Origin of the sequence: Bathymodiolus heckerae thiotrophic gill symbiont (genome assembly GCF_900128515.1) — a bacterium.
Taxonomy (GTDB): Bacteria; Pseudomonadota; Gammaproteobacteria; order PS1; family Pseudothioglobaceae; genus Thioglobus_A.
This window is the reverse complement of the sequence record NZ_FQTP01000005.1, coordinates 30,434-42,365: the sequence shown is the minus strand read 5'-3', so window position 1 is coordinate 42,365 and position 11,932 is coordinate 30,434. Positions and strand designations below refer to the sequence as shown.

General features: G+C 37.3%; 15 protein-coding genes. 11 read left to right on the top strand and 4 right to left on the bottom strand.

From position 1 onward, the window contains the following. Window positions 1-242 precede the first annotated feature (242 nt). Window positions 243-836 (top strand): YceI family protein, encoded by a 594-nt coding sequence (locus tag BTHERMOSOX_RS01545; RefSeq protein ID WP_138118732.1) that lies wholly within the window; start codon window positions 243-245, stop codon window positions 834-836. A 111-nt stretch (window positions 837-947) separates the two neighbouring features. Here the strand turns inward: BTHERMOSOX_RS01545 and BTHERMOSOX_RS01540 are convergent, their stop codons facing one another. Continuing rightward, a complete protein-coding gene (locus BTHERMOSOX_RS01540) occupies window positions 948-1,118 on the bottom strand; it encodes a LysR family transcriptional regulator (RefSeq protein WP_138118730.1) in 171 nt (56 codons plus the stop codon). Between the two features lie 140 nt (window positions 1,119-1,258). Between BTHERMOSOX_RS01540 and BTHERMOSOX_RS01535 the strand changes: the two genes are divergently transcribed. The 6 genes from BTHERMOSOX_RS01535 (at window position 1,259) to gorA (ending at window position 6,838) form a co-directional block, all read left to right on the top strand. Next, window positions 1,259-1,672: a rubrerythrin family protein gene (locus tag BTHERMOSOX_RS01535; protein ID WP_138118728.1), complete on the top strand. Its 414-nt coding sequence runs from the start codon at window positions 1,259-1,261 to the stop codon at window positions 1,670-1,672. Between the two features lie 116 nt (window positions 1,673-1,788). Further along, window positions 1,789-3,087 carry a (Fe-S)-binding protein gene (locus tag BTHERMOSOX_RS01530; RefSeq protein ID WP_138118725.1) on the top strand — a complete coding sequence of 433 codons (1,299 nt, stop codon included), beginning with the start codon at window positions 1,789-1,791 and terminating at the stop codon, window positions 3,085-3,087. Further along, the gene (locus tag BTHERMOSOX_RS01525) at window positions 3,084-3,683 is read left to right on the top strand and encodes a DUF3501 family protein (RefSeq protein ID WP_138118723.1); all 600 of its coding nucleotides are present in this window, start codon (window positions 3,084-3,086) and stop codon (window positions 3,681-3,683) included. Before BTHERMOSOX_RS01530 ends, BTHERMOSOX_RS01525 begins: the two co-directional genes overlap by 4 nt. A 25-nt stretch (window positions 3,684-3,708) precedes the next feature. Further along, on the top strand, window positions 3,709-5,169 hold the full coding sequence (locus BTHERMOSOX_RS01520) for a catalase (RefSeq protein WP_138118721.1): 1,461 nt from the start codon (window positions 3,709-3,711) through the stop codon (window positions 5,167-5,169). An 11-nt stretch (window positions 5,170-5,180) separates the two neighbouring features. Continuing rightward, complete coding sequence (locus BTHERMOSOX_RS01515; protein ID WP_138118719.1) at window positions 5,181-5,465, top strand: encapsulin-associated ferritin-like protein; 285 nt, start codon at window positions 5,181-5,183, stop codon at window positions 5,463-5,465. 41 nt (window positions 5,466-5,506) lie between these two features. Beyond that, window positions 5,507-6,838 (top strand): glutathione-disulfide reductase, encoded by a 1,332-nt coding sequence (gorA, locus tag BTHERMOSOX_RS01510; RefSeq protein ID WP_138118717.1) that lies wholly within the window; start codon window positions 5,507-5,509, stop codon window positions 6,836-6,838. A 5-nt stretch (window positions 6,839-6,843) separates the two neighbouring features. Here gorA and BTHERMOSOX_RS01505 read toward each other — a convergent pair whose 3' ends face one another. Then, window positions 6,844-7,317 (bottom strand): thermonuclease family protein, encoded by a 474-nt coding sequence (locus BTHERMOSOX_RS01505; RefSeq protein WP_138118715.1) that lies wholly within the window; start codon window positions 7,315-7,317, stop codon window positions 6,844-6,846. A 54-nt stretch (window positions 7,318-7,371) separates the two neighbouring features. Between BTHERMOSOX_RS01505 and hisI the strand changes: the two genes are divergently transcribed. Genes hisI through BTHERMOSOX_RS11735 form a run of 4 tightly spaced genes read left to right on the top strand, consistent with a single transcriptional unit; the run spans window position 7,372 to window position 9,088 of the window. After that, complete coding sequence (gene hisI / locus BTHERMOSOX_RS01500; protein ID WP_138118713.1) at window positions 7,372-7,752, top strand: phosphoribosyl-AMP cyclohydrolase; 381 nt, start codon at window positions 7,372-7,374, stop codon at window positions 7,750-7,752. After that, on the top strand, window positions 7,745-8,062 hold the full coding sequence (locus BTHERMOSOX_RS01495; RefSeq protein ID WP_138118711.1) for a phosphoribosyl-ATP diphosphatase: 318 nt from the start codon (window positions 7,745-7,747) through the stop codon (window positions 8,060-8,062). Before hisI ends, BTHERMOSOX_RS01495 begins: the two co-directional genes overlap by 8 nt. 17 nt (window positions 8,063-8,079) lie before the next feature. Beyond that, the gene (locus BTHERMOSOX_RS11740; protein WP_249360573.1) at window positions 8,080-8,424 is read left to right on the top strand and encodes an SHOCT domain-containing protein; all 345 of its coding nucleotides are present in this window, start codon (window positions 8,080-8,082) and stop codon (window positions 8,422-8,424) included. Window positions 8,425-8,434: 10 nt separating this feature from the next. After that, window positions 8,435-9,088 carry an oxygen-independent coproporphyrinogen III oxidase gene (locus tag BTHERMOSOX_RS11735; RefSeq protein ID WP_249360572.1) on the top strand — a complete coding sequence of 218 codons (654 nt, stop codon included), beginning with the start codon at window positions 8,435-8,437 and terminating at the stop codon, window positions 9,086-9,088. Here BTHERMOSOX_RS11735 and lolA read toward each other — a convergent pair. Next, complete coding sequence (lolA, locus tag BTHERMOSOX_RS01485; protein ID WP_138118709.1) at window positions 9,081-9,656, bottom strand: outer membrane lipoprotein periplasmic chaperone LolA; 576 nt, start codon at window positions 9,654-9,656, stop codon at window positions 9,081-9,083. The two genes, BTHERMOSOX_RS11735 and lolA, sit on opposite strands and share 8 nt — an antisense overlap. Then, complete coding sequence (locus tag BTHERMOSOX_RS01480; RefSeq protein WP_249360571.1) at window positions 9,649-11,877, bottom strand: DNA translocase FtsK; 2,229 nt, start codon at window positions 11,875-11,877, stop codon at window positions 9,649-9,651. Before BTHERMOSOX_RS01480 ends, lolA begins: the two co-directional genes overlap by 8 nt. Window positions 11,878-11,932: the final 55 nt, after the last annotated feature.

Here is an 11,932-nt window from a genome sequence, read left to right as displayed (position 1 = left end):
TCAAAGCATATCACCAGAAAAATACTTAATTATTTCTCTAAATTTCTTCTCTGAAATACGGGAACGATTTACATACTTGTTTTTTTACTTTCATAACGGTACTTTAACATGATTTTAAATATGCTTGAGTTGTCATGACCCATACTTAATTATTTTATTTGTTATAATTAAGCAAGTATAGTTAAACTTACAATGGTTTTAGTGAGTTTGATAATTTTATGATGAATCTTTAGGAGAAAAGTATGAGTTTAAATAAGATAGTTACAGTATCTTCATTGCTATTAATTGTAGGGTTTAATAGTGCGTTTGCAGGCACCAAATATAGTGTTGATAGCCATAATTCAATAGTGAATTTCAGCACTATAAAAAAACAATATGTAGTTGAGCCTGCTGTTTTTAAAAATACACAGGGAACAATATCTGACTCGGGCGATGTGGAGATAAGTATTGATTTGAATAGTATTGATACAAAAATAGGAATAAGAGATACTAGAATAGAAGAATTGTTTTTTAAAATAGTAAAATTTCCTAAAGCCACTATTAAAGCAAAAATAGATATGAATAAAATAAAGTCAATATCTTATTATAGAAAAATGGAAATACCTGCTACTTTAGAACTCTATGGCACCACCAAAAAGATAAAATTAAATATTATGGTTGCTAAAACTTATAGAAATAGACTTTTAATTACCTCTATGCAGCCAATAATTGTTAATACTGATGATTATAAAATTCCTGCTGAAAATTTAGTTAACTTAGCTAACACCGTCGGTGGCTTAAGTCTTTCCAATAAGGCGGCAGTTAATTTTGTATTAACCTTTAAGCCCAACAAATAGGCTGAAATAGTCTAAAAAATTATTCAGCCAATTAGCGTAGTGGCTGAATTCAAGGACTGTCAAATTATGCGTTCAAGCCATGATTTTATCCATATATTTAAGTAACTTCCCCTAAAGGGGTGAATAAAACATTATTGGTTCGCTCAACCAATTATCCTGTTCTAATTTGTTAACCCCTGCGCTTAAAGTGGATTGACTAACAAAACACGCACTTGCCACTTTGGAAAAATGCGGATGTTGCTTTAATACTAATAAATAATACAGATTTTTAATTAAAGGCATTGTAATAATCGTTTTTTACGATTATTACAACCAATATTATTCGTTTTACTTAATAACTTTGCTCATTATAATATCATTTAAGTTTTCATTTTATGGAGGCTTAACTGACAGTTAATTCATTAAATAATAGGAGAGAAAATATGTCATTAAAAAACAGTAGAACAGAGCAAAACTTAAAAGATGCTTTTTCAGGAGAGTCTCAGGCAAATCGCCGTTATCTTTATTTTGCGGCAAAAGCAGATATTGAAGGTTGTAACGATGTGGCGGCTGTTTTTCGTTCAACCGCTGAAGGTGAAACGGGACACGCACACGGACATTTGGAGTATTTAGAAGAAGTGGGTGATCCAGCAACAGGTCTTCCGATTGGCGAGACTGCTGATAATCTAAAGGCTGCCATTGCAGGCGAAACACACGAATATACTGATATGTATCCAGGAATGGTTAAAGATGCAAGAGAAGAAGGATTTGATGAAATTGCTGATTGGTTTGAGACATTAGCCAAAGCAGAACGCTCACACGCTAATCGTTTTCAAAAAGCATTAGATAACTTATAAGCTTTTATAAATGGGGTAATTTTTTACCTCATTTATAAGAGTCTATTGATTACTAATATTTTGAGACCTTTGTATAAATATTAGTAATCAATAGACTCATTAAAAGGAGAAATACCATGCAAGAAGGTAATTTACAAGCCCCAACGCGTCACCCATTAGATTGGCAAAACCCTTCATTTTATGATGAAGAATTATTACACAATGAAATGGAGCGCGTCTTTGACTTATGCCATGGTTGTCGGCGTTGTGTTAGTTTGTGTCAATCTTTTCCAGTATTATTCGATTTGATGGATGATTCCAAAACGATGGAGGTTGATGGTGTTGATAAAAAAGATTATCAAAAAGTGGTAGATGAATGTTTCTTATGTGATTTATGTTATATGACCAAATGCCCTTATACACCACCACATGAATGGAATATTGACTTTCCGCATTTGATGTTGCGCGCTAAAGCTGTGCAATTTAAGCAAAAAGGAGCCAGTATTACCAACCAATTATTAGCCTCACCTCAATTGGTTGGTAAAATGGTTAGTTCGTTAAAACTAGCAAAAATTGTTAATAAAATGAATGACTTTAATTGGGTTAGAAAACTGTTAAAGCTTCATCCTCAAGCACTTATTCCTAAATATCATAATAAAACTGCAACTAAATTATTAAGCAAATTATCAAGCGAACACAAAACCGTACAAAGTGATTACAAAGTTGCTATTTTTATCACCTGTTATGGGCAACACAATGACCCACAAATTGTTACTGATTTGGTGGCTGTGTTGCAACACAATGAAGTTGCTGTGCAATTATTACAAAGAACGCAATGTTGCGGTATGCCAAAATTAGAATTAGGCGATATTCAAAGTGCGATGAATTACGCCCAACAAAATAAAACAATCTTATTAGACGCAGTTAATCAGGGTTATAAAATTATGGCACCAATTCCTTCTTGCGTGCTGATGTTTAAAAATGAATTGCCAATGATGCTACCAGCAGATAAAGATATTCAAAAAATTGCCAATGCTTTTGTTGATCCTTTCGAATATTTAGATTTCTTAAATGATAAAGGCGTATTAAATACTGATTTTGAAAATCAAGAGACCGAGGTGCTTTACCATATGGCGTGCCACCAAAGAGTCCAGAATATTGGCACTAAAACTAAGAAAATTCTATCTTTAATTCCTGATATTACACTCAATCTTGCGACACGATGCTCTGGGCATGATGGTACTTATGGGGTAAAAAAACACAGTTATGAGTTTGCCGTAAAAATCGGCAAACCTGTTGCTAAAAAAGTTACCGAAAAAACCGATTATATTGTTAGCGATTGTGTGATGGCAGGCAATCATATCGCACATATTAATGAAGATAAAGTGCCATCAATCCATCCAATAACCTTACTTAAACAAAAATACAGACTATGAAAATATTAACAAAAAATGATTTATTATCTCCTGAAGATTATGCAAAAAAACGCAATGAGTTCAGAACAGAAGTCATTGCGATTAGAAAAAATAGAAGTGTAATGCTTGGTGAGAGTATTCGCCTATTATTTGAAAACCAACAAACCATTCAATATCAAATTCAAGAAATGTTACGCATTGAAAAGATTTTTGAAGTAGCAGAAATTCAAGAAGAATTAGATACTTATAATCCGCTCATTCCAACAGGTAATAATTTAAAAGCCACAATGATATTAGAATACAGCAATGAAGTTGAACGCAAACAAAAATTGAGCCAATTACTTAACATTGAAAAAAATATTTACTTCCAAATTGGCAATCATCAAAAAGTTTTTGCAATTTGTAATGAAGATTTAGAGAGGCAAACCGAAGATAAAACCTCGTCTGTGCATTTTATGCGTTTTGAATTAAACGCAACAATGATAAAAGATTTTCATACTGCCAAAGTTGAAATTATTGCCAATCATGCTAATTATCAAAGCACAACAATATTATCATTAGCACAGAAAGAGCTGCTAGCATTGGATTTTAAAAACAATGTGGAGCGGTGTCATTAATTTTTTTAATAAAAAGGAGATAGAAATGAACAAAAAGACTTTAACCAACGCAACAGGTTCGCCAGTTGCAGACGACAATAATAGTATTACAGTAGGCGAGAGAGGCGCATTAACCTTTGATAATCACTACACTTTTGAAAAATTAGCCCATTTTAATCGTGAACGAATTCCAGAGCGAGTAGTTCATGCTAGAGGCACGGGTACTTATGGCACATTTACTGTTACAAAATCATTAAAGGATAAAACCATTGCTAATTTTTTACAAACAGTTGGTCAACAAACTGAAGTATTTGCACGATTTTCAACGGTTGGCGGCGGACAAGATTCTAGTGATTATGCTAGAGATCCTCGCGGATTTGCCTTAAAGTTTTATACGAGTGAAGGTAATTATGATATGGTAGGCAACAATACGCCTGTCTTCTTTTTGCGTGATGGTATTAATTTTCCTGATTTTATTCATTCACAAAAGAAAAATCCAAAAACAAATTTGCCTGACCCAGCAGCAATGTTTGAGTTTTGGGCAAATCATCCGCAATCATTGCATCAAATTACAATTTTAATGTCGGACAGAGGTATTCCTGCTAGTTATCAACATATGCACGGATTTAGTTCGCATACCTTTAGTTTTTGGAATGAGCAAGGCGAAAGAACTTGGTTTAAATGGCACTTTAAAACCAATCAAGGAATTAAAAACTTAACCAATGACGAGGCTGCAAAAACATGTCCATTTGGCGCACAAGAAGATTTAGTTAATGCAATTGATAAAGGGGACTTTCCAAGTTGGACAGCCAGTGTGCAAATGATGAGTGAAGATAAGGCTAAAAATTATCATCTCAATCCTTTTGATTTAACCAAAGTTTGGTCACACGCAGATTTTCCACTGATTGAAGTTGGGCAACTTGAACTCAATCGTAATGTTGAAAATTACTTTGCTGAAACTGAACAAGCCTGCTTTTCTCCTGGTAATTTAGTCCCCGGTATTGGCACTTCACCTGACAAAATGTTGCAAACAAGGTTATTAGCATACCCAGATGCTCATCGTTATCGTGTTGGTGCTAACGCTAATCAGCTCCCTGTGAATGCTGCAAAATGTCCTGTTAATCACTATCAAAGAGATGGTAAGATGGCAGGAATGTGTCCTGTTGGTGGCGACAAAATTCAAACTGATAAAGTGAATTTTTATCCTAATAATCAAATCAATGACGGTGCACCAAAACCAAAACCTATATTCGCAGAACCTGCAATGCCTGTTGAAAAAAATGCTTGGATAAATCGTTTTGATACGGTTGAAGTAGAGGATTATTATCAACAAGCAGGTGATTTATTTAGGTTAATGAATGAGTCGCAAAAATCTCAACTTACCACCACAATTGCTGAAGGTTTATCACAGGCAACAGCAGAGGTACAACAAGAAATGCTTGCTCAATTTAATAAGGCAGATAGTGATTATGCTCATCGTATAAAAACTATAATGAAAGACTTATAAAGGAGATAAATATGGCAAACGAAGGTTACCACGAAGCAGAGGAAAATTTAACCCAAGCGACTAAGGATATGCACAAAACAATTGTTTCGCTAATGGAGGAATTAGAGGCGGTTGATTGGTATAATCAGCGCATTGATGCGTGTCAAGATGATGAGTTATCGGCGATTTTAAGACATAATCGCGATGAGGAAAAAGAACACGCAGCGATGGTTTTAGAGTGGATTAGACGCAAAGATAAAGCTTTTGATAAAGAGTTAAAAGACTATCTTTTTACTGATAAGCCAATTACCCACTAAACCCAATAAGGGGCGAGAGCCCTTTTTTTATGGAGAAAAAAATGACAAAACATTACGATATGATAGCAATTGGCGCAGGCAGTGGCGGGCTATCGGCAGTAGAACGGGCAGCAGAGTATGGCAAAAAATGCCTCGTTATTGAGGTAAAAACTATGGGTGGTACTTGTGTAAATGTGGGTTGCGTGCCTAAAAAAGTGATGTGGTTTGCAGCTAATGCCGCTACGCAAATTAACAACGCACAGGGGTTTGGGTTTGCAGTTGATGTTAAGAACTTTTCATGGGAAAAACTTAAACAAGGGCGTGATAATTACATCAAAGGCATTACTACTTGGTATGACGGCTATTTGGAAAAACTGGGCATTGATTATATTCATGGCTTTGGCAAGTTGGTAGATAAAAATACGGTGAGTGTAAATGGTGAGACTTATACGGCCAAACATATTGTACTTTCTCCCGGTGGTGAGCCTGCTATGCCGCATATTGAAGGTGCTGAATATGGTATTACTTCTGATGGTTTTTTTGCATTAGAAACATTGCCCAAAAAAGTAGCGGTGATTGGCGGTGGTTATATTGGCGTTGAATTGGCAGGCGTATTAAATGCACTTGGCTCAGAAGTGGCGATTTTTGGCAGAGCAGATACCTTACTCAGAGGTTTCGATTCAATGATTCAAACTGCGCTTGATAAAGACTACACAGCGCATGGTATTACCATTCATCACGGCTCACAAATTAACAAAGTTACCAACAACAAAACCCTTGTTACCAACAAAGGTGAGTTTTCTGGGTTTGATGAAATTATTTGGGCAGTTGGAAGAAACCCAATGACGCAACACCTAGGTCTAGAAAATGCAGGTATAAAATGCGACCAAAAAGGCTTTATTCCAACGGACAAATATCAAGCTACCAATATTGACAATATTTTTGCACTTGGTGATGCCACAGGTCGGGCGCCTCTCACACCTGTGGCAATTGCAGCTGGCAGAAGGCTGTCTGACCGGCTTTATAACAATATGCCTGATAGACACCTAAATTACAACAATATTGCCACCGTGGTGTTTTCACATCCACCGATTGGCACGATTGGACTCACCGAGAATGAGGCTAATGAGCAATGTAAAAAGGTAAAGGTGTATAAATCAGAATTCACCCCAATGGCAGATACCTTGCTTGATCACAAAACCACCACTGCACTAAAGCTGGTTTGTACAGGCGATAACGAAAAGGTGGTGGGTTGTCATATTATGGGGCACGGCGCTGATGAAATGTTACAAGGTTTTGCGGTGGCTATTAAGATGGGTGCAACCAAAAAAGACTTCGATGATACGATTGCCATTCATCCAACCAGTGCAGAAGAATTGGTCACTATGCGCTAGAGGGATTAACGACGATTTGCCTTACGCCATTGATACGGCTTGATGGGCGGCTTATAGAAACCCCAAAAACCCAGTTTTTTTGACTTAGCCGAACCCTCTTCTTGACGATAAGTGTTTTTATAAGAAAATGCCATACCCAACTCTACCATCGCCCTTCCAATATCAGTATTACCCTTGTAAACACGCACTAAAATGCGTTGATAATGATCAATTGCAATCGGGGTGATGAGTAATTTTCCAGAAGTGGTACTTAGCAGTTTTTTTAAATAACCTTCTGCCAGCCGACCGCAATCGATAGTTTGGTGTTGTATTTTTTGGCATGGCTGGGTGATTTCTGGTGTGTCAATACCCGCAATACGCATTTGCACGCTCACGCTGTCGCCATCAACAATATACAAGGTTTTTTCGCTATTTAGCGTAAAACTATCAATAGCAATGGCGTTACTTACCAACAAAAATAACAGAAAAAATAATTTCATTCAAAGTCGCAAACTAGCGGTAAAATCAATCATTTTATTATATTTTAATACTCAGTGAGTGCATTAGAGAAAATTCGATTTGATGAGAAGGGGCTGATACCAGCCATCGCCCAAGATTTTGTAACGGGCGAAGTTTTGATGTTTGCTTGGATGAATCAAGCATCTTTATCTTTAACCATTGAAAAGCAACAAGCGGTTTATTATTCTCGTACGCGTAAAAAATTGTGGTTTAAGGGCGAAGAATCAGGACACACGCAAAAAATCAAAGAAATCTATACCGACTGTGATAATGATGTTATCCTGCTTAAAGTAGAGCAAGTCGGTGGTATTGCTTGCCACACAGGCAGAAAATCTTGCTTTTTTCAAAAATTAAATGGTAATAACTGGGCGAGCGTTGCCGAAGTATTAAAAGACCCAAAAGAGATTTATGGATAGTGTATTAAAAGAATTAGAGGATGTTTTAGAACAAAGAAAAGCCGCTAAGGCGGATGAGTCTTATGTTGCCTCTTTATACGCCAAGGGAGAGGATGAGATTTTGAAAAAAATTGCCGAGGAAGCTGCCGAGGTAATTATGGCGACTAAAGACGACATCAATGATAAAATCATCTACAAAGTGGCAGATCTTTGGTTTCATACATTGGTATTACTTCGCCTTAAAGGGATAGAAGTGGACGCAATAACAAATGAATTATCCAGGCGTTTTGGCTTGTCTGGTTTAGAAGAAAAAGCCAATAGAAATAACTAATAAATAAGAAAAATACAATGGAATTTATAAAACTTGTGCTGATAGGTGTTATTTTTTATGGCATCTTTATTTTATTTAAGAAAGAAATCGAAAATATTAAAAATAGCAACGATCCTGCCAATACTTGGAAAACAAGAACCATTGTGTATGGTATATTAACGCTTGTCGCTCTTCCATCTATAATATTCGCTATAATATTTGCAATTCTTGCACATAAATCTTATAAAAATGGAAAATTAGAGTTGATAGATGCTAATAGTGATTTAGTACGCTTAGAGAAGTTAAAAGATCTTCTAGAATCTGATGCTATTTCAAAAGAAGAATTTAAGGTTGAAAAAAGTAAAATATTAAATAAGACCTGATCGAATTTCATTGCTTAATTATGCGCATTTGCCAGAGCTGTTTAAGCCGCAACGCCGTATTGATGTTTTAGAGTTGCCAAGTGCCGATGAAAAGCTAGCCATTTTTCAATATTCAATGGATTTTTTATTGGATCAGGGTTATGTTTATATTGGCATGGATCATTTTGCTTTGCCTGAAAACCCTTTGGCCGTTGCTCAAAAAGAAGGGCATTTGTATTGTAATTTCCAAGGTTGTGCAACGCATGCAGATTGTGATATTGTTGGCTTAGGACTTGGCTCTATCGGCCAAGTTGGTGATAGTTTTTCTCAAAATGAGAAAAATATTGAGCAATATTATCAGCGCATTGAGGCTGGGGAGTTGCCAGTGATCAAAGGCCAGTTAATTAACGACGATGACAAAATCAGACGTGCAGTGATTATGGATTTAATTTGTCATTTTGAGTTGGATTTTGCCAAAGTCGAAAATGAGTTCGACATTCGTTTTAATGATTACTTTTCAGATTCGTTGGCAGCACTTGGCGAAATGCACGAAGATGGGCTTTTGCAATTGGACGAATATTCAATCAAAGTGATGGAAAAAGGCAGGCTGTTAATTCGTAATATTTGCATGGTATTTGATGCTTATTTAGCCAGCAGTAAAACCCAGTTTTCAAAAACTATCTAATCACGTCAAAATCTGCACCAAGTGTTAATTTGAAGGTATTTTGTTTAAAGCTAGGGTTTATTTTTAGCTTACTAAAAGATACCAAAATTTGCTGATCCAATCGATTGTTGAGCTTGATTGCAGCTAATTTTTTATCCACAAAACCAAAACTTAAAGTATCGTCTTGTTGCGTGCTATACCAGCGAACACCTTGTTGACTATCTGTAAAACTAGGTAGTGTATCGAGCTGATCAGGGCGATTAATGAGCCAATATAGTGGTGTATTTTTTAACGCCTCAGTAGAGCGCATGCTGGCTTGTTCTAATTCATAATCAACCAGCCATAATTCATTATCGGTTAATAATAATGTTTGCTCAAAAGGTAGATCGGTTTGCCAAATAAACTGTGCAGGACGTTTAAATTTTAAACTACCAGAGGTGTTGGCTAGCACCGCACCAGTATTGCTATAGGTTTGTTGACTGAAGTTGGCGCTGAGTGATTCAAATGAATTAAAAAAAGCACTAAATTCATTACTGGCGGTACTCAAGCTTGAATAGCAAACGGCCAATACCGACAACCATTTAACCATCAGTACTAATTGGCTCTGGCGCTAACACTTGACGATTACCAGCGCTATTCATGGTGCTAACAACGCCTGCGGCCTCCATGTCTTCAATGATGCGTGCAGCGCGGTTATAACCAATGCGCATACGACGCTGTAAGCTCGAAATAGAGGCTCTTCTTGATGAGGTAACGATTTGTACTGCTTCGTCATATAGTGCATCCATTTCACCCGTAGCAACTGATTTGGCGCCAGTTGATGACTCATGTGAATCTTGTGATTCGCTATGCGCATTAAGAATGCCATCAAGGTAGTTGGTTTCAGAATTTTCTTTTAAGAAATTGACCACGCGCAAGATTTCATCATCATCTACAAAAGCGCCATGCACACGGACAAGGTGTGACATGCCAGGACTCATGTAGAGCATATCACCCATGCCTAACAGCTGCTCGGCACCACCTTGATCAAGAACGGTGCGTGAGTCAACCTTGGAAGATACCTTAAAGGCAATACGGGTTGGTACGTTAGATTTGATTAAGCCAGTAATTACATCAACACTTGGGCGCTGTGTGGCGATGATAATATGAATACCTGCAGCACGTGCTTTTTGTGCCAAGCGTACAATTAATGCTTCAACACGTTTAGCTTTAGCACGATCTTCTTGGGCTAGGGCGCCAAGCATATCAGCAAATTCATCAATCACCAGCATGATTAATGGCAGAGTATCAAGCTCTGGTGCTTTCTCGCCTTCTTCTGCAGTATTTTTATTAAAACTAGGGTCTAATAATGGCTCGCCTTTATCTCTGAATTTTTTAAGCTTATCGTTAAAGCCATCAATGTTGCGCACACCAAATTTAGCCAATAGCGCATAACGACGTTCCATCTCATTCACACACCACCAAAGCGCTGAAGCGGCTTCGTTCATGTCAGTGACGACTGGTGTTAATAGGTGCGGAATGTCGGCATAAATAGCCAATTCAACAATTTTTGGATCAATCATGATGATGCGTACATCTTCAGGTTTGGCCTTGTAAAGCACACTTAAAATCATCGCGTTAAGGCCAACCGACTTACCCATTCCAGTTGCACCAGCCACGAGTAAGTGCGGCATTTTTGCTAAATTTGCAATCACCGGCTTGCCATTAATATCTTTGCCAAGCCCCATACTTAAGGTTGATTTTGAAGCTGCAAATTCTTGTGAAGCAAGCACTTCTTTAAGGCCGATCATCTCTCTAGATTCGTTAGGAATTTCTAGTCCGATCACCGGCTTGCCAGGAATTACATCTACAATTCTCACGCTTTCTACTAACAGTGCGCGAGCCAAATCCTTGCTTAGGTTGATGATTTGTGAAACTTTAACGCCTGGCGCAAGGGAGAGTTCAAATTGGGTAATAACTGGCCCAGGCGTTACAGTTGTGACATTAACCTCAAAGCCAAAATCTTTAAGTTTGAGCTCAACTTGGCGTGACATGTCTTCTAAAACTTTCTCAGAAAATCCTTGAGTGTTGACGACTGGCTCGTCCAACAAATCAAGATCCGGCAATCCGGCAACTGCACCTGTATTAAATAAGTTGGATGATGCAGGCTTGTTAATTTTCTTGGTTTTTTTAAATTTGGACTCTTTAACTTTGTCAACAACATCAGGTTTGTTAATAGTCGGTTTGTTGAGTTTGGCTTGTGCGCGTTTTTGTTTAAGATTGGCGAAGAAAGTGGCTAAAAATTCACCGGTAGAAGAAAAAATATTAATCCAAGAGGCGCTTGTGGCAACACTAAAGCTGATCATCATGATGCTCAAGTAAATAATCAATGAAGTGCCACCAAACAAAACGCCAAAATAATCATGCATGCTAATACCAAGATCGCCGCCAGAAGCACCAATATTGGCAAAATTTTGGGCAAGAAAAGCGCTACTAAAAGCGATTAATACGAGCAGCGCAAGCGTGCGAATAAACACCAAAGATTTGTTTGAAGTGCGTTGTTCAGCATTTTTATGGATGCGCCAGCCCAGCCAAACCAGAGAAATAGGAATGATATAAGCACTATAGCCAAAAATAGATAGCGAGATATCACTTAAATAAGCACCAAAAATACCAGCGAAGTTGGCTACTGAGCTATCAAGTGCAATGTCACCAGACAAAGGGGTTTCATGGACTGAATGAGTAAATAGTGCCGCTAAATAAACCAGACCAATTGCCACCAAAGAAATAAACAGAATTTCACTACTGGCTTTTGTGCGCGGTTTGTTCAAGTTTTTTTTGGATTTTATGGTGGTATTTTTTTTCAAGGGGATTTGCGCTTGCTTT

Bases quoted from the DNA above. Each gene is read 5' to 3' on its own strand.
- BTHERMOSOX_RS01545 (WP_138118732.1), top strand. From the start codon at position 243: ATGAGTTTAAATAAGATAGTTACAGTATCTTCATTGCTATTAATTGTA.
- BTHERMOSOX_RS01540 (WP_138118730.1), bottom strand. From the start codon at position 1,118: ATGCCTTTAATTAAAAATCTGTATTATTTATTAGTATTAAAGCAACAT.
- BTHERMOSOX_RS01535 (WP_138118728.1), top strand. From the start codon at position 1,259: ATGTCATTAAAAAACAGTAGAACAGAGCAAAACTTAAAAGATGCTTTT.
- BTHERMOSOX_RS01530 (WP_138118725.1), top strand. From the start codon at position 1,789: ATGCAAGAAGGTAATTTACAAGCCCCAACGCGTCACCCATTAGATTGG.
- BTHERMOSOX_RS01525 (WP_138118723.1), top strand. From the start codon at position 3,084: ATGAAAATATTAACAAAAAATGATTTATTATCTCCTGAAGATTATGCA.
- BTHERMOSOX_RS01520 (WP_138118721.1), top strand. From the start codon at position 3,709: ATGAACAAAAAGACTTTAACCAACGCAACAGGTTCGCCAGTTGCAGAC.
- BTHERMOSOX_RS01515 (WP_138118719.1), top strand. From the start codon at position 5,181: ATGGCAAACGAAGGTTACCACGAAGCAGAGGAAAATTTAACCCAAGCG.
- gorA (WP_138118717.1), top strand. From the start codon at position 5,507: ATGACAAAACATTACGATATGATAGCAATTGGCGCAGGCAGTGGCGGG.
- BTHERMOSOX_RS01505 (WP_138118715.1), bottom strand. From the start codon at position 7,317: ATGAAATTATTTTTTCTGTTATTTTTGTTGGTAAGTAACGCCATTGCT.
- BTHERMOSOX_RS01495 (WP_138118711.1), top strand. From the start codon at position 7,745: ATGGATAGTGTATTAAAAGAATTAGAGGATGTTTTAGAACAAAGAAAA.
- BTHERMOSOX_RS11740 (WP_249360573.1), top strand. From the start codon at position 8,080: ATGGAATTTATAAAACTTGTGCTGATAGGTGTTATTTTTTATGGCATC.
- lolA (WP_138118709.1), bottom strand. From the start codon at position 9,656: ATGGTTAAATGGTTGTCGGTATTGGCCGTTTGCTATTCAAGCTTGAGT.